This window comes from Lysinibacillus sp. ZYM-1 (assembly GCF_001308875.1).
In the GTDB taxonomy this organism is placed as follows: Bacteria; Bacillota; Bacilli; order Bacillales_A; family Planococcaceae; genus Lysinibacillus.
In genome coordinates, this window is the sequence record NZ_KQ465148.1 from 1 (window position 1) to 25,525 (window position 25,525).

The 25,525-nt window shown below is 37.0% G+C and carries 28 protein-coding genes and 2 riboswitches; of the genes, 10 read left to right on the forward strand and 18 right to left on the reverse strand.

What is annotated here, in order from left to right:
- The first annotated feature begins 135 nt into the window (after positions 1–135).
- A protein-coding gene (locus AO843_RS24275; RefSeq protein ID WP_156314004.1) for an IS3 family transposase occupies positions 136–1,490 on the forward strand; the annotation gives its coding sequence in 2 pieces (ribosomal slippage) (positions 136–589 and positions 589–1,490; 1,356 coding nt in all).
- An 85-nt stretch (positions 1,491–1,575) separates the two neighbouring features.
- Here AO843_RS24275 and AO843_RS21575 read toward each other — a convergent pair.
- Genes AO843_RS21575 through AO843_RS21590 form a run of 4 tightly spaced genes read right to left on the reverse strand, consistent with a single transcriptional unit; the run spans position 1,576 to position 5,097 of the window.
- Positions 1,576–2,139 (reverse strand): 5' nucleotidase, NT5C type, encoded by a 564-nt coding sequence (locus tag AO843_RS21575; protein WP_054613131.1) that lies wholly within the window; start codon positions 2,137–2,139, stop codon positions 1,576–1,578.
- 16 nt (positions 2,140–2,155) lie between these two features.
- A complete protein-coding gene (locus tag AO843_RS21580; RefSeq protein ID WP_054613132.1) occupies positions 2,156–3,241 on the reverse strand; it encodes an FAD-dependent monooxygenase in 1,086 nt (361 codons plus the stop codon).
- Entirely contained in the window at positions 3,238–4,350 is a 1,113-nt protein-coding gene (gene ribD / locus AO843_RS21585) for a bifunctional diaminohydroxyphosphoribosylaminopyrimidine deaminase/5-amino-6-(5-phosphoribosylamino)uracil reductase RibD (protein WP_054613133.1), read from the reverse strand. The genes AO843_RS21580 and ribD overlap by 4 nt, the downstream gene beginning before the upstream one ends.
- Positions 4,351–4,365: 15 nt before the next feature.
- Complete coding sequence (locus AO843_RS21590; RefSeq protein WP_054613134.1) at positions 4,366–5,097, reverse strand: GTP cyclohydrolase II; 732 nt, start codon at positions 5,095–5,097, stop codon at positions 4,366–4,368.
- A 270-nt stretch (positions 5,098–5,367) separates the two neighbouring features.
- Here AO843_RS21590 and AO843_RS21595 point away from each other — a divergent pair, with 270 nt between their 5' ends.
- From AO843_RS21595 to AO843_RS21610, 4 genes are all read left to right on the forward strand, one after another.
- Complete coding sequence (locus tag AO843_RS21595; RefSeq protein WP_054613135.1) at positions 5,368–6,003, forward strand: GntR family transcriptional regulator; 636 nt, start codon at positions 5,368–5,370, stop codon at positions 6,001–6,003.
- A gap of 158 nt (positions 6,004–6,161) precedes the next feature.
- On the forward strand, positions 6,162–7,361 hold the full coding sequence (locus AO843_RS21600; RefSeq protein WP_054613136.1) for a quaternary amine ABC transporter ATP-binding protein: 1,200 nt from the start codon (positions 6,162–6,164) through the stop codon (positions 7,359–7,361).
- Positions 7,354–8,208, forward strand: coding sequence for an ABC transporter permease (locus tag AO843_RS21605; RefSeq protein ID WP_008174570.1), 855 nt, complete (start codon positions 7,354–7,356; stop codon positions 8,206–8,208). Before AO843_RS21600 ends, AO843_RS21605 begins: the two co-directional genes overlap by 8 nt.
- Positions 8,209–8,297: 89 nt before the next feature.
- Entirely contained in the window at positions 8,298–9,176 is an 879-nt protein-coding gene (locus AO843_RS21610) for a glycine betaine ABC transporter substrate-binding protein (RefSeq protein WP_054613137.1), read from the forward strand.
- A gap of 55 nt (positions 9,177–9,231) precedes the next feature.
- On the opposite strand, the gene AO843_RS21615 is transcribed toward AO843_RS21610, so the two are convergent.
- The 3 genes from AO843_RS21615 to AO843_RS21625 form a co-directional block, all read right to left on the reverse strand.
- Positions 9,232–9,546 carry a DMT family transporter gene (locus tag AO843_RS21615; RefSeq protein ID WP_054613138.1) on the reverse strand — a complete coding sequence of 105 codons (315 nt, stop codon included), beginning with the start codon at positions 9,544–9,546 and terminating at the stop codon, positions 9,232–9,234.
- Positions 9,546–9,887 (reverse strand): DMT family transporter, encoded by a 342-nt coding sequence (locus AO843_RS21620; RefSeq protein WP_054613139.1) that lies wholly within the window; start codon positions 9,885–9,887, stop codon positions 9,546–9,548. The genes AO843_RS21615 and AO843_RS21620 overlap by 1 nt, the downstream gene beginning before the upstream one ends.
- Positions 9,888–10,011: 124 nt before the next feature.
- Positions 10,012–10,108: riboswitch (guanidine-I (ykkC/yxkD leader) on the reverse strand.
- Positions 10,109–10,139: 31 nt separating this feature from the next.
- On the reverse strand, positions 10,140–11,288 hold the full coding sequence (locus tag AO843_RS21625; protein ID WP_054613140.1) for a PstS family phosphate ABC transporter substrate-binding protein: 1,149 nt from the start codon (positions 11,286–11,288) through the stop codon (positions 10,140–10,142).
- Positions 11,289–11,487: 199 nt separating this feature from the next.
- On the opposite strand from AO843_RS21625, the gene AO843_RS21630 reads away from it, so the two are divergent.
- On the forward strand, positions 11,488–11,961 hold the full coding sequence (locus AO843_RS21630; RefSeq protein WP_054613141.1) for a YbaK/EbsC family protein: 474 nt from the start codon (positions 11,488–11,490) through the stop codon (positions 11,959–11,961).
- A gap of 185 nt (positions 11,962–12,146) precedes the next feature.
- Here AO843_RS21630 and dut read toward each other — a convergent pair whose 3' ends face one another.
- From dut to AO843_RS21660, 7 genes are all read right to left on the reverse strand, one after another.
- Positions 12,147–12,584, reverse strand: coding sequence for a dUTP diphosphatase (gene dut / locus AO843_RS21635; protein ID WP_054613142.1), 438 nt, complete (start codon positions 12,582–12,584; stop codon positions 12,147–12,149).
- A 12-nt stretch (positions 12,585–12,596) separates the two neighbouring features.
- Positions 12,597–13,565 (reverse strand): class 1b ribonucleoside-diphosphate reductase subunit beta, encoded by a 969-nt coding sequence (nrdF, locus tag AO843_RS21640; protein WP_054613143.1) that lies wholly within the window; start codon positions 13,563–13,565, stop codon positions 12,597–12,599.
- The gene (gene nrdE / locus AO843_RS21645; RefSeq protein WP_054613144.1) at positions 13,553–15,646 is read right to left on the reverse strand and encodes a class 1b ribonucleoside-diphosphate reductase subunit alpha; all 2,094 of its coding nucleotides are present in this window, start codon (positions 15,644–15,646) and stop codon (positions 13,553–13,555) included. The genes nrdF and nrdE overlap by 13 nt, the downstream gene beginning before the upstream one ends.
- Positions 15,643–16,002 carry a class Ib ribonucleoside-diphosphate reductase assembly flavoprotein NrdI gene (nrdI, locus tag AO843_RS21650; RefSeq protein WP_054613145.1) on the reverse strand — a complete coding sequence of 120 codons (360 nt, stop codon included), beginning with the start codon at positions 16,000–16,002 and terminating at the stop codon, positions 15,643–15,645. The genes nrdE and nrdI overlap by 4 nt, the downstream gene beginning before the upstream one ends.
- Complete coding sequence (locus tag AO843_RS21655) at positions 15,999–16,223, reverse strand: glutaredoxin family protein (RefSeq protein WP_054613146.1); 225 nt, start codon at positions 16,221–16,223, stop codon at positions 15,999–16,001. The genes nrdI and AO843_RS21655 overlap by 4 nt, the downstream gene beginning before the upstream one ends.
- Positions 16,224–16,338: 115 nt before the next feature.
- Positions 16,339–16,517, reverse strand: a riboswitch (cobalamin riboswitch).
- Positions 16,518–16,803: 286 nt separating this feature from the next.
- Complete coding sequence (locus AO843_RS24655) at positions 16,804–16,953, reverse strand: hypothetical protein (RefSeq protein ID WP_156314005.1); 150 nt, start codon at positions 16,951–16,953, stop codon at positions 16,804–16,806.
- 122 nt (positions 16,954–17,075) lie between these two features.
- Positions 17,076–18,125, reverse strand: coding sequence for a DUF418 domain-containing protein (locus AO843_RS21660; protein ID WP_054613147.1), 1,050 nt, complete (start codon positions 18,123–18,125; stop codon positions 17,076–17,078).
- Between the two features lie 184 nt (positions 18,126–18,309).
- On the opposite strand from AO843_RS21660, the gene AO843_RS24280 reads away from it, so the two are divergent.
- Positions 18,310–18,573 carry a Parvovirus coat protein VP1-like protein gene (locus tag AO843_RS24280; protein WP_082389560.1) on the forward strand — a complete coding sequence of 88 codons (264 nt, stop codon included), beginning with the start codon at positions 18,310–18,312 and terminating at the stop codon, positions 18,571–18,573.
- 35 nt (positions 18,574–18,608) lie between these two features.
- Here the strand turns inward: AO843_RS24280 and AO843_RS21665 are convergent, their stop codons facing one another.
- Positions 18,609–19,379, reverse strand: coding sequence for a GNAT family N-acetyltransferase (locus AO843_RS21665; RefSeq protein ID WP_054613148.1), 771 nt, complete (start codon positions 19,377–19,379; stop codon positions 18,609–18,611).
- 134 nt (positions 19,380–19,513) lie between these two features.
- Here AO843_RS21665 and AO843_RS21670 point away from each other — a divergent pair, with 134 nt between their 5' ends.
- Entirely contained in the window at positions 19,514–20,020 is a 507-nt protein-coding gene (locus AO843_RS21670; RefSeq protein WP_054613149.1) for a GNAT family N-acetyltransferase, read from the forward strand.
- A gap of 47 nt (positions 20,021–20,067) precedes the next feature.
- Here AO843_RS21670 and AO843_RS21675 read toward each other — a convergent pair whose 3' ends face one another.
- Together AO843_RS21675 and AO843_RS21680 are read right to left on the reverse strand one after the other, a co-directional pair.
- Positions 20,068–20,571, reverse strand: coding sequence for a pyridoxamine 5'-phosphate oxidase family protein (locus AO843_RS21675; protein ID WP_231630222.1), 504 nt, complete (start codon positions 20,569–20,571; stop codon positions 20,068–20,070).
- A gap of 168 nt (positions 20,572–20,739) precedes the next feature.
- The gene (locus AO843_RS21680; RefSeq protein WP_054613150.1) at positions 20,740–21,603 is read right to left on the reverse strand and encodes an AraC family transcriptional regulator; all 864 of its coding nucleotides are present in this window, start codon (positions 21,601–21,603) and stop codon (positions 20,740–20,742) included.
- Positions 21,604–21,892: 289 nt separating this feature from the next.
- Here AO843_RS21680 and AO843_RS21685 point away from each other — a divergent pair, with 289 nt between their 5' ends.
- Positions 21,893–23,128: an MFS transporter gene (locus tag AO843_RS21685; RefSeq protein ID WP_054613151.1), complete on the forward strand. Its 1,236-nt coding sequence runs from the start codon at positions 21,893–21,895 to the stop codon at positions 23,126–23,128.
- Positions 23,129–23,155: 27 nt separating this feature from the next.
- Entirely contained in the window at positions 23,156–24,562 is a 1,407-nt protein-coding gene (locus AO843_RS21690; RefSeq protein WP_054613152.1) for a M20 family metallopeptidase, read from the forward strand.
- 242 nt (positions 24,563–24,804) lie between these two features.
- On the opposite strand, the gene AO843_RS21695 is transcribed toward AO843_RS21690, so the two are convergent.
- Entirely contained in the window at positions 24,805–25,173 is a 369-nt protein-coding gene (locus AO843_RS21695; protein ID WP_231630223.1) for a hypothetical protein, read from the reverse strand.
- Positions 25,174–25,525: the final 352 nt, after the last annotated feature.

Below are 25,525 nucleotides of genomic sequence, written 5' to 3' on the forward strand. Positions count from 1 at the left end.
TTCAGAGCGCTATCAAGAAAAATTAAACGGCTTGAGCCCCTTGGAATTCAGGGCTCAAGCCGCGTAAAGCATTTTTATTATTTCCACTGTCTACTTGACGGGGAGCACTTCACAATTGGAGGTGCAGTTTTTTTAATGGCTAAATATACTGCAGAGGAAAAATTACAAGCAGCTTTACGATACTTAGAAGGCAAAGAAAGTTCACATGAAATTGCTAAATCGATCGGGACAGATAATAAGGCAATTCTTATTTGGGCTAAACAATATGAGTATAACGGTGTAAAAGCGTTTATAAAATCGTATACAAACTATACAGCACAGTTTAAACTAGACGTACTAAACTACATGATTGAACACGGTACGTCCTTAATAGAAACAGCAGCTATCTTTGGTATAGCAGCTCCATCGTCCATTATTCATTGGCGAAAACAGTTTGAAACAAAAGGATTCGATGCCCTTCAATCAAAGAAAAAGGGGCATCCATCCATGAAAAAAGAAACCAATAAACAACCACAACAAACACCAGTAGAAGGCTCACCGGAAGCACTTCAAGATCGTATCAAGCAGCTTGAAATGGAAAACGAGTATTTAAAAAAGTTGAACGCCTTAGTTCAAGCCAAGGAAACATCACCAAAGAAGACAAAGTAAAGGTCATCTATGAATTAAGGCATAAATACTTGGTGAAGGCACTTGTCGCATTCGCACAGATTCCACGTAGTACGTATTATGACTTAGTGAAGAAACTGAATCGTCCAGATCCAGATACCGACTTAAAGGCCGAAATTCAATCCATCTATAACGAACATGAAGGCCGTTACGGATACCGTCGCATTCGTGATGAACTCGCAAATCGTGGACGAAGAGTGAATCATAAGAAGGTACAACGTATCATGAAAACACTTAATTTAAAGTGCATAGTCAGAATGAAAAAGTATAAATCATATAAAGGGGCAGTCGGTAAAATCGCACCGAATATTTTAGACCGCAATTTTACAGCTGAAGCCCCTAATGAAAAGTGGGTAACAGATATTTCGGAGTTTAAATTGTTTGGTGAAAAACTCTATTTATCTCCTGTTCTAGACTTATTTAACGGAGAAATTATTACTTACACAATTGGTCATCGACCAACGTATTCACTTGTTTCAGAAATGTTGGAGAGAGCATTAGAGAAGTTACCAGAGGAACGCCAATTACTGATGCATTCCGATCAAGGCTGGCATTATCAAATGAAGCAATACCGTCACGCGCTTGCATCAAAAGGCATTGTGCAAAGTATGTCACGTAAAGGAAACTGTTATGACAACTCGGTGATGGAGAATTTCTTTGGGATTTTGAAATCGGAATTCCTTTATTTAAAGGAGTTTGAAAGTATTGAGCATTTTAAATTGGAGCTCGAAAACTATATAACGTATTACAACACGAAACGAATTAAGGCAAAATTAAAACTGAGTCCGGTACAATACCGAACTCAGTTTACCCAAGCTGCCTAAATGAAATAACCGTGTCTAACTTTTAGGGGTCACTTCATAACTCTAAAAGTCACCATAATTTGAGGTTCATTCCGTATATAGTATCTTAAGCTTTGATTAGTTCCAAAAAATCTTGCCAGTGATGTAACCTTGGTAATGTAACATGCTGATTATAGGATTGATTTTTTAAAATTACTTTTGTACGTATATTGTGAAGTGTCTCTAGCACTGCTGGTTTATCATCTACATAAACATCTAAATCAAGCTCTTTTATAATTGTTACCTTCTCAGCATCTTGCATTCCACAGAAAAAGTGGCCCTCTTTTATCGGAAAACCTTGCGCTTCCATCCATTCTTTTGTTTGTGCGCAAAATTGGTTCGGACGAGAGGTAATATAATAAATATCATGACCTTGTTGTGCTAAAGCTTGGAGCACTTTTAAAGCCCCTTCAAAAGAAGGACAGTTCGTAAAATAAATCTCCTCTAAAGAATTATTCCACATCGCTGCTCCCTCTGTATCTGTTAAACCAAATGGTTCATGAATTTCAACTCTTTCTAGTGTATGAAAAATTTCAAATGGAATATTTTTTCTAATTTTCTTATTGTAAATAGCAAAGGCATGAGCCCTTAAATCGATCAGTGTATCATCGATATCAAAACCAAATTTCATCAGGTGTTACTTCCTTTCATGATGCTCTATTAACAAAATGGGCGGAAAAAGTTTGTTCCCTCTCTACTTGTACGGCTAAAACATCTTCAATGGCTTGCTCTCGCATATGCTGAAACTTTTGAACATCAAAATTAGTAAGGGACTCTTTATCTAACAGGGATGCCAAACAATCAGCATCTTTTAAGGCACTGTTCAATCCAAACGCTCCTGTCGGTGTCATCGTATGAACCGCATCGCCTAATAGCACAAGGCCTTTCGTACCCCAACAGTTACTGTGACAGCTGAAAACATCTAACAACACAAAATCTTTCCAAGAGCGAATATGTTCATTTACTGTATCAGATAGTGCAGGAAATTGCGTGGTAAGTTGTTGGATAAATGGTGTAAATGCTTGTTTTCGAAGCTGTGGAAAACTACCCTGTTCGATATTCCATCCAATTTGGATAAAGCCGCCAACTTGCGTGAACAATGATAGTTGCTTATCTCCGATTAATGCCATTTTAATAGAGGGTTCCCAACCTGAAGGAGCAGGAATTTTAGCCCACAGTAAGTCAAAGCCATGTTTATGTTTTTGAACATTAATATGTGCTGCCTTTCGAATCGTAGAGTAGCGTCCGTCAGCACCGATAATTAATTGGCTATCGATCTTTATGGTTGTTCCATTGCTTATTGCGATTACTCCTCTGTAATGACCCGTTTCAGCCTCGATGAGCTCCGTTACCTTCGTATGTAGCAAGCAAGTAAAGTGAGAAAATGGCTGCGCTTTTTGTAAAATTCCTTTTAATAAATTGGCTTGTGGGACATGAATACCTAAATGACCAACAGAGTCATTAGGAAAAACAGTTTTAAAGGCATTCCCATCTGCGTAATATTCTAGCTTTTCCATACGTAATAAGCCGAGTGACTCAACTGCTTCGAAAAGTTGATGACTTTTTAAAACAGCCTCCCCTTCTTCATTTAAATGTTCGCCACGAAATGACTGACCAAGGGTTGCATTTCGCTCTATTAGGATTACAGATAGACCTTTTTTGACCAGTAAATAGGATAAAAGCGCTCCAGCTGGTCCAGCCCCCACTATACAAACGTCCGCTTGATAGTTCACATTTCTTCACCTTGCTTTGGATAAGCGACAATACGTAAATCCTCGCCTACCTTATCAAATGAAGTAAATTCAACATTCCAAGCCTCATTCATTAAAGAAGGGTTATGGCCAGCAAATGGCGTTAACGATAAATTCCCACCTAGAACCTTTGGCGCTATATAAATCACATATTTGTCGATGGCGCCTTGTTGTAAAAATGAAGCATTTATTTTACTTCCACCCTCTAGCAAAATATCTGTAATGCCCTGTTCATAAAGATTTGCTAGCATATCATCTATATTTAGTCCGTGTTCATTCGTCTCTATAGGTAAAACAGTGAAACCTTTATTTGTAAATGAGTCGATCTTTTCTTGACTAACATCCTTCCCACAAACAAGAATCGTTTGGGCTTCTTCTGTATTTAACACATTCGCATTTATAGGGGTACGCAATGTACTATCCATAATAATGCGTGTTGGATTTTTCCCGTATCCTTCGCGTAATCTTGTTGTTAAAGAAGGGTTGTCAGCGATGACTGTACCAACACCCACAAGAATTCCATCTACCTCATGGCGAATATAGTGGACATCCTCACGTGCGGCCTCACCTGTAACCCATTTAGAATGTCCTGTTTGCGTAGCAATTTTCCCATCTAAAGTCATAGCAAATTTTGAAATAACAAATGGTCTTTTAGTGAGCATGTTATGAATAAATCGTTCATTTAAACGGCGTGCTTGTTGCTCTAAAACGCCTACTTCCACTGTTATACCTGCATCACGTAGCAATTGAATGCCACGACCTGCTACAGTAGGGTTAGGATCTTGCATCGCAACTACAACTCGACTAACACCAGATTCCTTCACGAGATTCGCACAAGGAGGCGTTTTACCATAATGTGAACAAGGCTCGAGCGTGACATATAGTGTAGCATTCTGTGCATGATCCCCAGCCATGCGAAAAGCATGGACTTCTGCGTGTGGTTCCCCTGCTTTTCTGTGTAGACCAGTACCTACAATTATATCGTTTTTGACAATCACCGCTCCGACAAGTGGATTAGGGTTGGTATTTCCTTTTGCACTAGCGGCTAAATCTAGTGCTAGTTGCATGTATTTTTCATCTTTATTTGTCATGGTCGCAACCTCCACTTATTGTTTTTCTCGTAAATGTCCAGATTTTTCAACTTTCGTTTCTAAATAAAAACGATTCGTTTCTGTTAAACCACCCCATAATGGTACATGGTCTTCTGCAGCCAAGCCTCGAGCCTGTAAAGCAGCCAATTTTTTCGGATTATTTGTAATAAGTGTCACAGGCTTTTCACGTAGTGTGGCTAAGACAGCAAGTGCTTCTTCATATGAACGAGTATCGTCTGGGAAGCCAAGTGCATGGTTTGCCTCAACTGTATCCAACCCTTCCTCTTGTAATAAATAAGCGAGTGATTTAGAGAATAACCCAATGCCACGTCCTTCATGATCGGCTAAATAAAAAATAGCTCCACAGCCATGCTCCACAATCATTTTCATAGATTCATGTAGCTGGTAGCCACAATCACAACGCTGACTGCCAAATATGTCACCAGTATGACAAATACTATGCATGCGGATTAAAGCATCCTCTGAATGGGCAAAATCACCATATACAAGTACTGATGATTGCTGTAAAAAGGCCAAATTGGCTGTAGCTAATCCATCAATGATTTCTTCTTTAGATACATTTGCATCTGCTTTAAGCCAGTTATACCACTGAAAAGTGGCAGAAAAATCACCTTGTTTAACTGGTAAATTTACTGGACCAACCAGGCAAATATTTTCTGTACTTGTATGCTTTATAATTGTCATTTTATCTTTCACTATGTCCATAATTTTTGTAGTAATTGTCATATTAATCTCCAACCTTCTATAGGAAACAGTTGGCTAAAAAACCAACTGAGCACATGTATTTTTACATCACTTACATAACGTAACTTAGTTTATAATAATAACTAAAAAGTGTCAAACAACAGCTATTATCTTATGATTATTAATAGTAGATACAAAAATTTTAGTATTACTTTTTCATCATATACTACTAGCTTATGGAGATGCTATTTTTTCTGTGCAGGCTAGTCTATAATAAGCTGTGGTACCTGTAATGACGAAAGGAAGTTTAAAATGAACTTAGAAAAAACTGTTCAACTAAAGCAGCCAAAATACCAACAAATAGCCATCGATCTGGCCTCTAAGATCGTAGAAAGAAAATACCGCATTGGCGATAAAATATATGCAAGATCTTCTCTTGCTAGTCAATATAATGTGTCTGCCGAAACTGCCAGAAGAGCAATAGCTGTTTTACAAGACTTAGAAATTGTCGAGGCTACAAAAGGTAGCGGAGTGATCATTAAATCGTATGAAAAAGCAGCACATTTCGTCCGACAGTTTCATGACGTTCAATCAATCCATGAAATACAAAATGAACTTTTGACAAGTATTCAAAAACAACAGCACGAATTAATTAATTTACAGGACAAGGCAAAGCAGCTGATAAGTCGCACAGAACATTTCCGTTCAGTTAATCCCTTTATCCCTTATCAATTAGAAATGACTGCTGATAGTCCGTGCATTCATCAAACTGTACAAGCATTAAACTTTTGGCAAAATACATCAAGTACCATTGTCGGTATACGTCGCGGTAATGAATTATTACTATCCCCTGGTCCTTATGTATCATTCGAAGAAGGGGACATTATTTATTTTGTTGGAAACGATGAAAGCTTCGCCCGAGTACAAAGCTTTTTATACCCAATTTAAAACCCGCTTAAGCGCTGATATCACAGCGTTTAAGCGGGTTTTTCCTTATTTGTCGATTTGACAAAAGTAACAACCCTTTGTTACAGTAAGGTTGTTACTTGTTTATTTTTGGGTATCACTATCCTCAAATAGTAATAATCTACGAAAGGAGTGCTTCTATGGAAAAATTAAAAGTAGAACACGTATCGAAAGTGTTTGGCAAACATATTCCCCAAGCACTAGAACTCGTCAAGAAACAAAAAAGTAAGACTGATATCTTAAAAGAAACAGGTGCAACTGTTGGTGTATACGATGCAAGCTTTACAGTAAATGAAGGTGAAATCTTCGTTATTATGGGATTGTCAGGAAGTGGCAAATCAACACTAATACGGCTCTTAAACCGCCTTATTGAACCAACGAGCGGAAATATATATATCGATGGAGAAAATATTTCTACAATGGGTAAAGAAAGTTTACGAACTGTAAGAAGAAACAAAATGAGTATGGTTTTCCAAAACTTCGGTTTATTCCCCCATCGTACATTACTTCAAAACACCGAATACGGTCTTGAAATCCGAGGCATTTCAAAGGAAGAACGACATGCGAAAGCAGAGCAAGCTCTCGAAAATGCCGGATTACTAGCTTACAAAGATCAGTATCCAAGTCAATTATCAGGTGGTATGCAGCAACGTGTTGGATTAGCGCGTGCTCTCGCCAATGATCCTGAAATATTATTAATGGATGAAGCTTTTTCAGCATTAGATCCATTGATTCGTAAAGAAATGCAAGATGAGCTACTCGATCTACAACAAAAGGTCAAAAAAACAATTTTATTTATCACTCATGATCTGAATGAAGCATTACGTATTGGGGATCGAATCGCCATTATGAAGGATGGCTCTATCATTCAGATTGGTACGGGAGAAGAAATATTAACCAACCCAGCAAATGATTATGTCAAAACATTCGTGGAAGATGTGGACCGCTCTAAAGTATTGACGGCTGAAAATGTCATGGTGCGACCTGTTTATGTCAACATAGATTTAGATGGCCCTAAAGTAGCACTAAAACGTATGCGACAAGAAGCTGTTAGTTTATTAATGGCCGTCGACAAAAATCGACATTTAAAAGGCTTTATTACAGCAGACGACGCATTAGCCGCAGCTAAGAAGCAAGAGCAAACCGTCCATTCCATTGTGCAATCAGAAGTGTTAACAGTTCCGCCAGATATGCTATTACAGGATATATTAGGGATGATTTATAATTCACCTACTCCTATTGCCGTTGTCAAAGATGGTCGCTTGCTTGGTGTGCTGATTAGAGGCGTTGTCATCCAAGCACTTTCAACGAGTGATGAGGAGGCCGATGTACATGAATAATTTTTTAGATAATATTCCAACAATACCACTAGCTCCATGGGTAGAATCAGCTATGGACTGGTTGACGAGTAATTTTTCAGCGTTCTTTAACTCGATTCAGCAATTTGGAAAACTACTCATGAATCAGGTCACTGATTTGTTAAATAGTATCCCAGCCATTATTTTAATATTACTTGTCGTTGTTTTTGCCTTTTATGCAACTGGTAAAAAATTCGGGCTTGCCTCATTTTCATTAATAGGCTTGTTGTTTATCTATAACCAAGGTCTTTGGACAAATCTTATGGAAACAACGACGCTCGTCATCTTTTCAAGTATTATTTCCATCATCATCGGTATTCCACTTGGCATTCTAATGTCGAAATCTACAATTGCCGAAAGTATTATAAAACCAATACTTGATTTCATGCAAACAATGCCTGGTTTTGTTTACCTTATCCCAGCCGTTGCCTTTTTCGGCATAGGGATTGTGCCCGGTGTCTTCGCTTCTGTTATCTTTGCTTTACCACCAACTGTCCGTATGACAAACCTAGGTATTCGTCAAGTACCTAAAGAATTAGTGGAAGCCGCAGACTCTTATGGTAGTACTGCTAGTCAAAAACTTTTTAAAGTAGAGATTCCACTTGCTAAATCAACCATTATGGCAGGCATTAACCAAACTGTGATGCTTTCTCTTTCTATGGTAGTCATCGCCTCTATGATTGGTGCTCCAGGTTTAGGACGCGAAGTATTAACAGCCCTTCAACGTACACAGGTTGGGAATGGTTTCGTTGCAGGCTTAGGTTTAGTTATTTTTGCGATTATTATTGATCGCTTAACACAAAGCTTCAATAAAAAGAAAGCTTTATAGAAAAAAGTTTATTTTTCTTGCCAACATTCGTCAGTTGATGGATGAAGGCAGTTTGATAGATACAAATGATGAACAGAAAGGGAGATTATATGAAACTGAAAACACTATCAAAGTTAGGAATGGCTCTAGGTCTAGGCTTCATGCTCGCCGCATGTAGCGGAGGGGAATCTAGTTCTGGAAAAAGCAGTGATTCTAAGGAGGTAAACTTAGCCTATGTGGAGTGGGATACAGAAATCGCCTCTACTAGTGTAGTTGGGCAGGTACTTGAAGATTTAGGCTATGATGTGTCATTAACTCCTTTGGATAATGCAATTATGTGGGAGGCTGTCTCTAAAGGGGAAGCAGACGGCATGGTTGCTGCATGGTTACCACACACACATGCATCGCAATATGAAAAATATAAAGATAATTTGGATGAGCTTGGTGAAAACCTTGCTGGTGCAAAAATTGGTTTAGTTGTACCAAGCTATATGAATGTGAATTCTATTGAAGATTTAACAAATGAAGCAGATCATACGATTACAGGTATCGAGCCTGGTGCTGGTATAACAGCTGCAACCGAAAAAGCGTTAGATGAATATGATAATTTAGCAGATTGGAATTTTGTTACTTCTTCTTCTGGTGCAATGACTACTTCATTAGCTAAAGCACTTAAAAATAAAGAAGAAATTATTGTCACTGGCTGGTCTCCACACTGGAAATTTGCGAAATATGATCTTAAATACTTGGAAGATCCAAAAGGTGTATACGGTGGCGAAGAAACAATCAATACATTTGCTCGTAAAGGCTTAAAAGAAGATTTACCAGAAGTATATTCAGTATTAGATAATTTTCACTGGACAGCTGAAGATTTAGAAAGCGTTATGCTAGAAGTAATGGATGGTAAAGATCCAAAAGACGCTGCTAAAGAATGGATTGAAGCAAATCCAGAGAAAGTAGCTGAATGGACAAAGGATGTAAAAAAATAATGTAAAAAAATGCACTTCCAAAATAAGATTGGAAGTGCATTTTTATGTGCTTCTATTAAGATAATAATTTCAACATAACGGCTGCTCCTAAAACAAGCACTATACAAACAATTCGTCTCCAATCCTTTGATTCATTAAAGAACAACATTCCTAGCAATGCTCCTCCTGCTGCCCCGATTCCTGTCCAAATAGCATACGCAGTACCCATCGGTAAGGTTTCCATAGCATACGCAAGGCCCACAAAACTTAATGTAAATGCAAAAATCAATAACCCCAAGTTTTTCATATTCTTTGCGTTATTATATTTACTAATCATATAAACACCCATCATCTCACATAAGCCTGCAATTACTAATGCCATCCATGCCATTATTCAGTCACCTCTTTTTCCTTCGGCTCTCCTGTCACAAGCTTTAAGCCTACAACCCCTGCCAGTAAAACAACAATACATAGTATTTTTGCTAATTTCCATGGCTCTCCAAATAGCAAGCTATCTGCGCATACAGTGCCGGCTGTCCCTAAACCTACAAAAATCGCATATACCGTACCAACCGGTAAGTGCTCTCCTGCTTTAATAAGTAAATAGAAACTAACAAAGATAGCAATAGCAGTTCCAACCCATTCCCATACACTCGTAGCATGCTTTAAACCAATGACCCAACATACTTCAAAGCAAGCCGCAATAATAACACTTACCCAATGCTTATTCATCATAAATCCCTCCATTTTATAGACACGAACAAATAGCTGCTTGATGATTCTCCTTTCTCAGCTTTCGCCAAATCACCTGATTTTAGCCAAACAAAAAAAGCCTGAAGAAACTGTCTAAAACAGTATCTCCCAGGCTTTTATCCTTCCGTGTCACAAAATCAATTTGTGGTTTTCTCTCGGACCAGGCTAGCATCAGCTACGGAACCCTAGAAAACTTTGCAATATCATGTTGATTCTAGTATAGCAAACTATTTAATGATTTTCCACTGGAACATAGCCGACCTTTTCTATTAATATTTGGCCTTCATCGGAGAGTATCCAATCAATTAGCTTTTGAACATTTTCATTTTCTGTTCCTGCAGTGATTGCATAAAACTCAGATACTAAAGGATAGGTCCCATTTTGAATGTTCTCTCTAGTAGGGTTCACACCATCAATGGATAGTAATTTGATTTTTTTATTATTGACCATCTCTGTAGAATAAAATCTAAATGTAAAGCCCATTGCGTTTTTATAATTTCTATATTGTGATACTTCATGAATGATTCCGCCCATTCCTGACGAAATATTTTCAGAAGGTGCCTCCATAATCGGTGTGTTGCCCATCAATTTTTCTAATGCCGTTTGACTCCCACTATCTGCTGGGCGTTGAAAAGCACGGATTGCTTCATTCTCACCACCTACTTCACGCCAATTTGTAATTTCGCCAGCGTATATTTTCTTTACCTGCTCAAGTGTTAAATTATCCACATTGTTTTTATGGTGTACGAAAAAGACGAATGCCTCTCGCCCTATTGGAGTCATATCAAACGTTTGACCTTCTTTTTCTGCTTGCCATTCTTGCGAGACTGACGGTGCTGCCACAAAAATAAGATCAACATCTCCTGCTATTAAATTTTGATAGGCTTCCGGTGTACGGCTAACTTGGACTCTACTATTAGATGGGGGGTAATCATTTTTAGGATATGTCGCCTCCACAAAAGCCGCATACAAAGGATACATAGCTGTCGCACCATCTAAACGTGGCAATGACTCCGTCAATTGGAATGACGCTTTTGTATCAGACGCTACTACTTTATTGTGCATAACAAATGGCTGATAAGCAGATATATCAATTTCTGCATCTACAGTGGGAATACTCAATTTATAATAATGTTGAATAGGTTTAATAGAAGCAAGTAATATCGCCACACCCATTACACTCATTAACCATCTCTTTTTCTTTTTTGAATTAATCCAATTAAATATTCCACAAATAAACAACACAAATAAACAAACTGGAACTGTATAAACTAGTTGCATAAAGTGCACATTGCCACTCAGTATGATAATAAGTGCTACCATTAGTGTGACTACTGATAAACCAATTATGACGCTAAGGATTTGTATAAATTTAATCATGTCACACCCTCCAATAGTGTAATTTTACACTCTGTAAATCAATCTTACTAAAAAAAATCAGGCATTCGCAACATTATATTCTGAAAATTATGTTAAAATTAATTTTATCTTGATTAAACACTCAAGATTAGACCTCTGGCGGATGTCATAGATTTTGATTGAAGAAAATTTCGTCGAATTGAACAGGAGGAATTTACATATGGCAATAGAAAAAGTACGCAGTCATTTAGCCCAATGGCATGTGGAGCACAAAATACAAGAATTAGAAGAAAGCTCTGCGACTGTTGAATTAGCAGCACAGGCACTTGGCTGTGAGCCTGAGCGCATAGCAAAATCTTTATCGTTTCTTGTCAATGATGACGCTCTATTAATTGTGGCTGCTGGTGATGCTAAAATTGATAATGCCAAATATAAAGCAATGTTTGGTACAAAGGCAAAGATGTTAGGCAAAGATGATGTTGAGGCTATAATTGGCCACGATGTTGGTGGAGTTTGTCCTTTTGGTGTTAATGAAGGTGTAGCTATTTATTTAGATGAATCCCTAAAACGCTTTACAACTGTGTTTCCTGCATGCGGTAGTAGCAATTCTGCTATCGAGGTCACTATTTCGGAGCTTGAAACGTATACGCCTTATGAAGAATGGATTGATGTCTGTAAGGGTTGGAATGATTAGGATCAAAAAAAATCGGTGAAACTTCTCAACAGTCTCACCGATTTTCGCATCTTTACATACAACTGGTAAATTTAATAGGAGCTTTACTAAAAAGTATTAAGGGCAATAAAAAAGATTAAGTTCAATATACATTGAACTTAATCCTCAAAGCTTTTGGGTTTTAGAATTTCTTTGAAATTTACACCCTATTTTGTTCCACTGGCTCCAAATCCGGTTGCTCCACGAACAGTTTGGGATAATTCGTTTACTTCCAGTAGTTGAATTGAAGGGACAAACTGGATAACCATTTGGGCAATACGCATGGATTTTTCTACGATAAATGTTTCTTGTCCATGATTGATTAAAATAACGCCGATTTCCCCTCTGTAGCCCTCATCTATTGTGCCTGGGCTATTCAGTACGGTTACACTATGTTTTAATGCTAGTCCACTTCTTGGTCGAATTTGCGCTTCTGTCCCTTTAGGTAATTCAATCTGTATACCTGTTTTAATGAGTTTGGCTACGCCTGCTGGAATCTCTACTGCTTCAATGGAATAGAGATCCATTCCAGCATCACCAGGATTGGCTTGCAATGGTAGCATTGCATCCTCGTGTATTCTTTTAATTTTTACTTCTACGTTCATTATGCTTCATCCTTAACGATTAAAATTAAATGTGTCATCTGTAATCGGCGCAACTTTTGCTTTAGCATAGGTAGCACCCTTTTGTGAAAAGAAATCATATGTGGAGCCTTCATTACGAATCCCATTCATAACAATTGGATTGACTTCTTCTTCTGGAAACATTGCTTCAAAACCGACATTCATTAATGCTTTATTAGCATTATAACGTACATAGGCTTTCACTTCAGGCGATAATCCTGTTTCCGCATAAATATCTTCTGTATATTTCATTTCATTCTGATATAAATCTAATAATAACTCATAACCCCATAAATTTAATGCTTCCTGCTTTTCTTTTGAAAATTGCTTGAATAGATTTTGAGCAAAAAATCCGACTGCGACACCATGGATGGATTCGTCACGTAAAATAAGCGAAATGATTTCAGCACTATTTCGTAGGAAACCTTGTCCTCCTAAATACAGTGGATAGAAAAAGCCAGAATAGAAAAGGAAGGATTCCAGCATAACGGATGAAAACATCGCTTTCCATAAGCTTTCTGGATCATCTTCTTCAATACTATTATAAATATCCGCAATTTTATTGGCCTTATATTGTAGAAATTCATTCTTTTTGACCCATTCAAAGAGCTCATCTATTTCTTCGTTTGTACAAAGCGTTGTGAAGATATAAGAATAGGATTTGGCATGGATCGCCTCAAAAGCATCAAAAACGGTTAGGACAGCCTTCTCCTGCAAATCATCTGTATAAGCCGCCACACGATTCATCCCTATATTCGTCTGAACGGTATCCAGTAAGGTTAAACCTGCAAACACTTTTTTATATGTGTCTTGATGCTCAAAGCTTTTCCACTGTTTAATATCTTTACTGACCGCAATTTCTTCTGGAAACCAAATTTGCTTCCATTGCTGGTCCCAAAAAATTTGTGCCAGCTCACTTGTTGCCTTATTCCAATTGACCGCCTCATAGACTATATTTGACATGCTACACACTCCTCTAAGCTTTGTAATCGTTGACGAACATAGTAAACAGACTTAATGCCTTTTACCCATGCATAAATGTATACTTTAGCCAATTGTTCGGTTGTCCAATTGTCCGTCACATAAAGCGTCATCGAAATACCTTGGTCAACATGTTTTTGAGAAGCTGCATATAAATCAATTAAATCATAAGGATTAACATCATATGCCTCCACATATAAATGACTGTTGTCATTTGTTAAATGGGGCATTGGATAAATAGTTCTACTATCTGCATAATCACGAACCTCTACGCGCTCTGTACATGGAGCGATAGAAGCGGTACAGCTACGAATATATGAAATACTGCCGGTTGGTGCAATAGCCAAACGATAGGAATGGAATAGACCATATTGCATTACATCTTGCTTTAATGTTTCCCACATTTTTTTCGTAATGATAGGAATATTGCCAAGTGCTTTTAACACAACCGGTGATAGTTCTTCGTCGATTTTATTGACATATTGGTCAAAATAGCTACCTGATGCGTAATCACTATCCTCAAATCGGTAGAATGTTGCCGCTTTCTCTTTCGCCATGCCCATGGATGATTTAAGTGAATAATAATTCATCGCCTCCATAAAGCGATCCATGAAATCAATCGACTCTTTGGAGCCATATAGGATCCCCTCTGTCACAAGATGACCGTGCAGATTCATACAACCTAGTCCTACTGAATGCATTAACTGATTGGCTTTTGCAACAGACGGTACATTTTTAATATGCGTCATTTGCGACACATTTGTTAGTAAGTGCATAGCCGTATCGATTAAGGCCTCGAAATCATTTACATTACTTGCTGCATGGATATCAATGGACCCTAAATTACAAGACACGTCTAGGCCATAGTCATTTGGCTGATCCTGGTCCGTAATGATACTTGTTTCTTGCACTTGCAAAATTTCGGTACATAGATTGGACATTTTTACGCGACCGATATTTTTTAAAGGATGCACTTCATTGACATTATCATCAAAAATTTCAAATGGATAGCCCGATTCAAATTGTGCTTTTTTCACCTCTGTATAGAGTCTACGCGCATTCAAACGTTTAATTTTACGAATTTTAGGATTATCAAGTAGCTCATAGTACATTTCTGAAATAGAAATTTCAGACATACGTTTACCATATACTTTGAAAATATCGTATGGGCTAAACAAGACAATATCTTTATCACGTTTCATAAGTTCGAAGAAAATACTTGGTATAATAATTCCTGTTGATAATGTTGCGAGGCGAATTTTATCATCTGCATTTGGTTTTTTGGATGAAATGAAATTTTCAATGTCTGCATGGAAGATATTTAGGTAAACAACACCAGAGCCATTTCGTTGTCCTAGTTGATTGGAATAACTGAAAGAGTTTTCTAATAGTTTTGCAACCGGAATGACACCACTGGCACGATTTAGTATCTCTTTAATAGGATCGCCTAAGGGGCGTAAATCGGTTAAGTTGACCCCAACGCCACCACCAAGTCGTGATAGCTCCAAACAATAGCCAATATTTTCAGCAATACTGTTCATGGAGTCATCCATGGATAATTTAAAACAGCTTACTAATTCACCACGGGCTTTCTTGCCACTATTTAATGCTGTTGGTGTTGCAGGCTGATAGGCTTCCATCATCGCTTCGACAGAGCGTTCTGCTAGGACCGTGTTTCCTTGTGCCAAATACAAGGCAATAATCACAATGCGATCCTCATATTTTTCTAAGATCTCTTCCCCATCACGACTTTTCATGGCATAGCTATCGTAAAACTTACTCGCACTCATAAAGGATGGAAAACGGAAATTATAATCGTATGCTTTTTTGTACAATTTCTTTATAAATTCCATCTCGTACATGTCGATAAATGCTTTTTCATAGTAGCCCTCATCAACTAAATAGCGGATTTTTTCTTCAATATCAATAAAGTAACGCAAACGTACGTTGACATACTCCAAAAAGTAGCGGCGTGTAGCTTCACGGTCCTTTTCTAACTCGAGTAGCCCCGTTGAACTATAACGATTCAGTACGTCATTATTTAGCTTTAAATAGGTTTTCATTTTATTACCCTCGTTTCATAAAACGTTTGTATGGCTTCATAATCTGTTTGATTTCCTCGTAAATCTAATTTCCTCACTAAGGGGACATGATAGGTAGCAGCAATTTTCTCACCAGCAGCCCCAAACACGTTATGCCCAAAGTTACTATTGCCACTAGCAACCACACCTTTACAAAAATCCCTGTTTTTTTCTAAAAAACGTGCCACTTTTGCGGGAATATCACCTAATCCATCTGTATAGGTAATTAAAAGATAAGGTTTATTCAATTGTAGCTCCTCAGAGAGTTCGACAGTTTCTGCCTGTAATTTGGAAACAACATTTCTGACATTACCTGTACGACTTGCGTAAACAATCATATGGCAATCATCTCAATATGAGAAACAATATCCTTAACATCTCCTATAAATTTTTCATTCATTTCTAAAACAGGCACACTTAAAAAACCTGCGTCGATAATTCTTTGCTTAGCTTGTTCATCGTTATCAATATTGACAATTTCTGCTTCAAGTCCTGCACGTTGTAATTCAGATTTTACCCAAAGGCATTTTGGACAGATTGTTTTAGTATAAAGTTTCATAGATATCCCTCTTTTCATAAATTAAAAAAGCTATCTCTTCTAGAGAGATAGCCTAAATGGAAACGTTAACATAGTAAAATACTGACGTTCCCATCTCTTAATCCCCGAAGAAATGATTAATTTGTTTTATAGAGGCAGGTCTCCTGGCTTTGCTTCATCCTCTGATTTCCTTCCCATGCGAATGCACAGTGGTTGTAATCATCGTCAGCTTTACAGTTGCGGGGACAGCGTCGGAATTATACCGAACTTCCCTATTAAACTACATATAGTAGTACCTTTATAAAACGAACACAATATATTGTTGTTGTTCAATAGTTTTAAGTGTACCATCCTTCATATAAAAAGTAAATCTAGATTAGGAACTTATTTTTTAATAGACTATTCCGTATTTTTTTACAAATGATAAAAGTACGTTAATTGTTTTACCTTTCATCAAATAGAACTATAAATAGAGCAAATTAGGTTTCTTCTTACTAATGCTTTTAATAAAAAATCGACAATTTATATTAGCGGAATCCTTTACATAAAAATAGTATAATAATAAACTATTCTTTCTTGCCACTCAATACAGGCACAGTCATTATGCTATCATAAACATTGCTAAATTATCACTTGAAGTTGCTTGTTTTTGCCCTCTGTTACTTGACTGGCAGATGAGAAAGAGGAATTTCCCCCTATCCGTATTTCCACATGTCGCTAACTGTACAGCCATAAAAGATGACGTCGCCATATTTTTTTATTACTCCTTTATTTTTGGCACCTAACTTACGATTATACCGTTTAGTAAATTTCATTTTTATTTTATATAGAAAAAATCCCAAACTGTTTAAATGTTTGGGACTTCAAGTGTTTCTATGATTGCTTTGACACAACCTTTTTACCATATGTCATATAGCGCCATAGTTTTTCAAATGGACCAATTGAAAAGAATTTAAACCAAACCACACTAAAGATAATTTGGATGACAAAAATAACACTCGCGATCACTACAATATCTGATGGTGAAACTACTTCTAAACCCATTAACGAGATGATGGCCGTACCAATAAAGCTTTGTGCTAAATAGTTGGTAAATGCCATTTGTCCCACTCGTCCGATTGGCTGTAGAAGCTTTGAAATTTGACGATTCTCTAAAATCATAAATAAACAAGCTAAATAAAAATACGTTGTCGGAACAACCCCTAAGCCAATAATAGATTGTAACTGTTGATCATCTGCTTGCGATGCAAACCAAATCCACAATGAAAAACCAATAAAGAGTGGTCCTGTGACAAAAAGCAGCCATTTTATTTTCTGAACTTGCTCTCTGATATGACCGATCCAACCAGCTTTCGCTACTAAAAACCCACTTAAAAACATGATAAATATAGCGATAGCATCATTGCCTAAAAAGCTATAAATAGTGGACAAAACAGCATTACTCGGCATATATAATTGACCTAGTATAGCAAGAATATGAAATGTGATTATAGTAAAAAGCCATTTACAAATTGTTGAAATCTTCGCAGAATAAAATGGTAGCAATAAAAATCCAATAACTGAATAAATAGCTAAAATTGAACCCCAAAATAGAAAAATATGAATAATACCGATAATCAATAATGCCAATAAACGTCTTGCAAAGCGCCATCTTGGTCTATCCCCACGAGCCTCTGCCCGGGAAGCAAAAATATAAAAACCAACGCCAAATAAGAAGGAAAAGATTGAAAAGAATTTTTTTTCAATAAAGATATCAATAAGTGAATCAATCACACCATTGATACCGCTATAATCAGGCATAGGGCCACCCTCTATAATGACCTGGTAGGCACCTACATTAATAAATAAAATGCCAAATAACGCTAATCCTCGAATAATGTCCAAGGAAATGATTCGTTCTTTTTGTGTAACGGATGGATTCATGTTGAAATAACTCCTTATCTTTTATGCTATAGCTAGCATAACTCCTCATCCTTACAACTATTTTTTTTAAAGCTTACAGGAACCTTACAAATCAAAAAATTTTGCCTTATAGTTTTTAATCCTCTTCTGCTAAAAAATGTTACATATTTTATAGTAAAAACATTTTAGAAGAGAGGTTTCTCCAATGAATAGAAATCGCAAGCTTGGATTTTGTTACCCTGGCTATAGATACTGTGGACCTGGTTGCTCAGGACCAGGTGAGCCTACGAATGCTGTGGATTCTTGCTGCAAACTACATGATGAATGTTACGCTCGTCACGGTAGCATAAGATACTGTGATGAACTGTTTCAACAATGCCTCCGCCCTCATATGAATGCCCCCAACAAAATGGCTAGAGATGCAAGACTATTCTATCAAGTATTTGAATTACGCAATCGTTTCTTTTAACGATAAAGCTCACGATGTTTTGAAAACAGCGTGGGCTACTTTTTTGTATAAATCGCATATTTTTGTGGGTCCGTAAAACCAAGCTTTGTACCTAATTGAATGGATGCTGTATTTGAAACATCACAATCCCAGCAAGGCTTAAGCTGGTTGGCTAGACAATGACTAATAAATGTTTTTGCGATCAAACTAGCTAATCCTTGCCCCCTAAATTTTGAATCTGTCATAATATCAATTTCTGCATAATCATCTGATTTAAAAATAGAGACAGCTTCACTAACGATTTGCTCTTTATGTACGACACAAAAGCCAAAGCCATTTTTAAGGAAATTAGCAGTAGAATCCCAATATTCATCATAATAAGTATGATTAAATTCATCTGCATCTTTTATATGATGGTGCGCGATAGGCATTATCTCATAAACTGGTACACCTTGTTCCTCTATGCCATCAAACAATTCTTCAGCGAATGTAAATGTGTAGCGTTCTAATTTTCTTAGGTATTCATTTAGCAATTGTTCAATTTTAGTATTCCATTGTTCTGAATAAGAAAATAAGGTAAAACGTTTTTCTTGCTCTATGGATTGTTGGAGACAAAATGCAAGTTGATGATCAATCTCAGTATTAGTTGAATCGCCATATACAAAATATATTCCTGATTTTGTGTGAATTAATAACGTTTGAAAAGTAGTTGTATCCGTATAGACAGTTCCTTCTATTAATTGATCTAGTATACTATAAACAAATATCGGTGCCCTTTGAATGTTTTGTTTAATGATTGGATAATGATTCTCTGTAACTTTTATCATGCTATTGCCTCCTATTATTTGCATTAAAAACCTTTTATTTTATAATAAAATATATATCTATTTGAAGGGACTGAATTATGCGCAGATAACAATATTTTTCATCCAACATCATTAAAATCTTGGAGGTAAAAGTATTGAATGAAATTATCGACACAGAAAGATTGTTATTACGAAAAATGGCTATAGCTGACGCTAAAAGTTTATTGGCAATTTGGTCAGATCCTGATGTAACTAAATTTATGAATATCCCACGTTTTACACAAGTAGAGCAGGCGCTAGAAATGATTGATCTATTGAATCAATTAGCAAATGAACATAAGGCAATCCGCTACTCTATCATTGAAAAGACATCCAATTGCATTATTGGCTCATGTGGCTTTAATAACCTCAATTTTGAAAATGCTACTGCAGAGATTGGCTATGATTTGGCGAAGACTCATTGGGGAAAGGGCTACGCAACAGAAGCAATAATCTCTATAATCAATTATGCCTTTACACATTTTGCGATGTCTACAATTGTGGCAAAAGTCGATGCCGCAAATATCAATTCCATCAAAGTCTTGCAGAAATTGAATTTTATTTTGCAAGGCTATGACAGCACCGAAGAAACGCTACAACTATACGTACTAACTAAAGGGTAATGTAAAAGGGCTAAGAATGGTAGTACTTAACCATTCTTAGCCCTTTATTAGTGATACATACCGTGATTAATTTTCCCTGTTAACTTTTCTATTTGTACTTCAAATAACTCTATTTTAGGCATAATTGGATAGCCTTCTTTTTCAAATGTCCATTCAGGGTTGCCATACTTATCAAGAAGTGCATCAAAGAACCATTCCTTCTTTGACTCCTCTTCAATTCGTACAACTTGTCCAAACAGCACGACACTTTGGTATACAAGTGCAGACTGACAGGCATATTTTTTCCCTGGATGTAAATCGCCCATTTCGCTTACTTCTATACTAATTTTAGGATTCTGTTTGATATTTGACCAAAAATGACTTTCTCGAATATTACCAATATGCAAATAAAGTTTGTCATCTCCCTCGTACACATAGACAAACGGAATAACATAAGGATATCCTTCCTCATCAACAGTCGCAACATGTGCTACTTTCCCCAACTTCAAAAAATGCTGTGCTTCCTCTTTAGAAATTTCTACACGTTTGTTTTGAATCATACCCCTTATCATACTTTAACCCCCTTATCAAAATATGTAACGATTAAAAGTCTTTTAAATCGTTTCTTTTAAACATATATATATTTTACATCTTTATTATACCTAAAAAAAGGATACTTTTTTCTTATTAATAAAGAGTAAAGCCAAGAATGCTATACTAATGCATTCTTGGCTTTATTGTTATTTAATCGGAATCCAAATTTCAGAGTACGAATCAGGACTATATGCATCTTCTTCAGGGTAAACCTCAAGCTCTGCTGTTCCTGCTGGTTCATATGGATTTGATGGGAACCATTCTGAATAAATTTGTTTCCACGTATTTTGCATGGCATCTGGCATAGGGCCATGTACCTCAAATACAACCCATTTTGATGCAGGTACTTCCATTGTTAATAGATCTTCTCCCACATCTCCTACATGATTTGTAGCAATCCAATAATCAATGAAACCTTGTTGTCCTTGGTTTGTATTTGGTACACAAACACCTAGCACCCCATTGATGTTGCCATTGTTTAATTGGTATAGCTGATGATCGAAGCCACTTTGGTTGATCTCTTGCCAAAATAAAGGAATCTCTTGCGTGTTCTCACCATTTTGACAATTGTACGTTCTTTTTACCCCAACAATTTGAAACTTGTCTTTTTCTACGATTTTATACTTCATTGGTTCTGCTCCCTTCAAGCTTACCTGGATCACCAGGCGATTGTATGATTGTAATGGTCCTTGCCTCTTTCTTGCTTCACTCGGCGTTATATAATGCTGTTTACGAAACGCTTTTGTAAAAGCTTCAGGAGTTTCATAGCCATATTTGTAGGCGAGATCGATTATTTTGTGATCTGTATCCATTAATTCTTGAGCTGCTAATGTTAATCTCCTACGTCGTAGATAATCAGCAATGGACATATCCGTTAAAATCGCAAACGTCCGTTGAAAATGAAAGACAGATGAATTAACCTCCTGTGCAATCTGTTCAATAGTAATTTCCTCCAACAAATGATTCTCCATAAAATTAATGGCTTTTTGAATCGACTCAATCCAACTCATTGCCCTCACTCCTTATTACCATATTAAAATAGTTCATGCTATTCATCCTGTCTTTTTATGCTAACTTTGGACAGGTAAATTTGGAAGAATTTTTTATCACTATGACACTTCCTAATTTCGTGCTTTATAAACACTTTTTGCTCTTTCTCCTCTAAATTCCATTGTACTAGATATCAAAATATATTGAAAAATAACAATAATGTATTTATAATAACGGACAAGACCTTTATTGTCCTTAAATAAAAATGGAGAGTAATGCTTGGATCTGTCCAAAGGAGGAAGAATGATAATGAATGTTTTACATACGCAAATAAGTGCTGGCAAACGGAATTTTATCTTTTCGCTACTGTTTTTAGCATGGCTAGTCGATTCATTAACACTGTTTGGCATGAATGTAGCAATCATTCCGATCAGTAAAGAATTAAATTTAACACAAACACAAAGTGGAATGGTCATCAGTAGCTTTTGGCTAAGCAGTGCACTGATGACATTGGTTGCAGGATGGGTATCTGACAAGTTTGGCTCAAGGAAAATAATTGTGATTGCTGTATTCATGATTTCTCTCTTCTCTCTACTAACTGGAATGATTGGATCTTTTATGGCCATTTTAGCCATCCGCTTTATTCTCGGTCTAGGTGATGGTGGTTTACCGACAGGTAGTGGCGTGGCGATTACAGAAATTTTTAAAAAGGATGTTCGTGCACGAGCGAAGTCTATGCTACTCGCGGCTCAATTAATTGGTGGTGTGCTTGCTTTATATTTGGCTGGTTTAATTGCAGATACTTGGGGATGGCGCACTATGTTTTACCTCATTGGCGGTGTAGGTTTAGTCGTTACTCTATTACTTTTTAAATATTACAACCCACCAAAAATTATCAAACAACAAGATACAGTTGCAGGGAATTCGCATGATCGTCCAATAAAAGAACTCTATAAAAGTTCATTTTTATGGATTCTTGTCATCATGTACTTTTGCTCAAGTACTGTTCATTGGGGCTTCTCTTCATGGTTACCTTCCTATTTGGAACAAACTCGTCATTTAAATTTACGAGAAGTAGGTTCACTTGCCATGATTCCACAAGCTTGTGGATTAATAGCTGCCATTGTCACAGGGTTCTTAATCGATAAAGCGCTTGCTGGAAAGGAAAAATTTATCGTTTTAATCGGTGCTATAGTTTCGGGCATTTGCTTATATTTGATGTTTAATGCATCCAGTATTCAGCTAGCCATTTCCTATCAGAGTCTTTTTTCTATCGGCGATTCAGCTATTTCAATGGCTATACTGGCAATTCCCCTTAAGTATGTTGCTCAAAAAATCATTGGTTCATTTTTAGGTATGATGTATTTTGCTAGTGGCATGGCAGGTTTTATAGCTCCGACGGCCATGGGTGCCCTCATTGATGGTTTCGGTGGATCTTTCCAAGCAGCATTTTTCTTTCTTATTGGAGCTTTAGTCATCGTCATTGTTTGTGCAGCATTATATAGCATACCGTCTAAGAATAGTAGTTTAATTGACCAAGCTTAATAAATGGAAAGTAGAGGGTGAGTTTATTTGACTAATCATAGTAGATTATCGCAAATTATTGAGGAAAAACGAGATAAGTTAATTGAAGTAAGTAATCAAATTTGGCAATATGCCGAAACAGGATTTGAAGAGTTTAAATCAGCTGAGCTATTATGTCAGACATTGACTGAGGAAGGGTTTGAAGTCGAAAAAGGTGTTGCCAATATTGAAACCGCCTTCATTGGCTCTTTTGGTAGTGGTAAACCTGTCATTGCATTTTTAGGTGAATTTGATGCCCTTACTGGCTTAAGTCAAAATGGTGGTATTGCGCAGCCGAATCCACAACAAGTTGGTGGCAATGGTCATGGCTGTGGTCATAATTTATTAGGTACCGGTTCTCTAGCTGCTGCCATTGCAATCCGCGATTATATGCAAGAAAACAATATTAAAGGAACGATTCGCTATTATGGATGTCCCGGTGAGGAAATTGGCGGTGGTAAAACATTTATGGCCAGAGAAGGCATTTTTAATGATGTAGACATTGCCTTGTCTTGGCATCCGGGAACGACCAATAATATTATGTCTGTTGCTACGCTTGCTTGTTACGAAGTGTATTTTAAATTTAAAGGGAAAAGTGCCCACGCAGCTGCTAGTCCACACCTAGGTAGAAGTGCTCTTGATGCTGTAGAGCTCATGAATATTGGCGTTAATTATTTACGCGAACATATCATTCCGGAAGCGCGTGTACATTATGCCATTACGAATACAGGTGGTTCTTCGCCTAATGTTGTACAAGCAGAAGCAGAAGTATTGTATTTCGTTAGGGCCCCAAGAGTATCTCAAACAGAGGATATTTATCAACGTATTTGTGATATTGCTCGAGGTGCAGCCCTTATGACTGGTACAAAGGTAGACATTGATCTTGCCTCAGCCCTCTCTAATGTGATCCCTAATACAACATTAGAACAGGTTATGTATGAAAACTTTGTAAAATTAGGCACGCCATCCTATACAGATACTGAACTACACTTTGCGGAGGCTATTCGCGAAACATTATCTGAAGAGGAAAAAAAGGTGGATGTTCAAAGGAATCATAAACTGGCTGGCAAAGCTATAGCTGATGTCATTGATCCGTTTATGCCAGATGCATTTATGGCTGGCTCTACAGATGTCGGAGATGTCAGTTGGATTATTCCAACTGCTCAATGCATGACAGCATGTGAGCCACTCGGAACGCCGCTTCACACTTGGCAAATCGTAGCTACAGGGACAACTTCCTTAGCCCATAAAGGCATGCTTCATGCTGGGAAAATTATGGCTGCTACAGCACTGGATGTTCTTCAACAGCCTGAACTGATTGAAAAAGCAAAGACAGAATTGATTGATCGTCGGGCAGGCGAGGTATATACTTGCCCTCTTCCAGCAGATGTAAAGCAATACAAAGTTCGTTCTTAAATAAAAAAGCCCCGTTTAACTTGATTGTTGTTTTCTTATATTAAAAGCGTATTCGGGAATGTTCGAATACGCTTTTTTTCGTGGCAAATACATAAAAATCTACTTTTATAATGTTTCAATCTTTTGAAAAATCTCTTTGTAAAGGATATCTAACTCTTTTTCACCTTTTAAATAGAAATACCAAGTATCTTCTCTATTTGCATGGTTATCAGATAAATAAATTGTCGTATGAGAACCATTATTTAATGATTCCCAATGAGCTGTTTCATAGCTAACCCCTTCTTTTGTAAATGGAAAATGACGTTTTGTTGAATCAAAAAAATAATAGGCATTTTAGAATTATTATAAACTTTAACAAGTCTATCCTCTGATGCTTCTTCAAACATCACTGGTGTTATCATAACAGCATCAAAATTTGTTGAAATATGCAATGCATCTTCCCTAAATTCATCTAATGAAATTGATTCAAAATGAATTTTTTCGTTATTTATTTCAGGAATATCACCAGCTACAGCAATTTTTAAAGGTACACCATCATATTTAACATCATCATTTGAACATGCAAACAATAATAACAAACTTAATGTGAATAAAATTTTTTTTAAATTCATTCACCCCTCCTTTTAACTAAGTATACAAATATCACCACAAGATTTGTTGTGCTATCCAGCAACCCAACAAAAGTATTTTTTGTTCGGTCACGAGCCATCCATATACTTAACTTGTTCGTGACTACTCCTTCTAAAATAAACACAACATAGCCCGTTCATTATCACAGTATATAAAGTATTAATTTCATTGCTAATCTCAACTACAAAGGTTAGAATCATTTGCCAAATATCAATCTAGTAATTAAACAGAGCCAATCAGAACCACCAGTCTAACTGGTGGTTTGCTCTGCGCGTGAAACGCTGGGGTACTGGCCCATGTCTAAAGACACACTGAAAGGTCCGCCAACCGCAC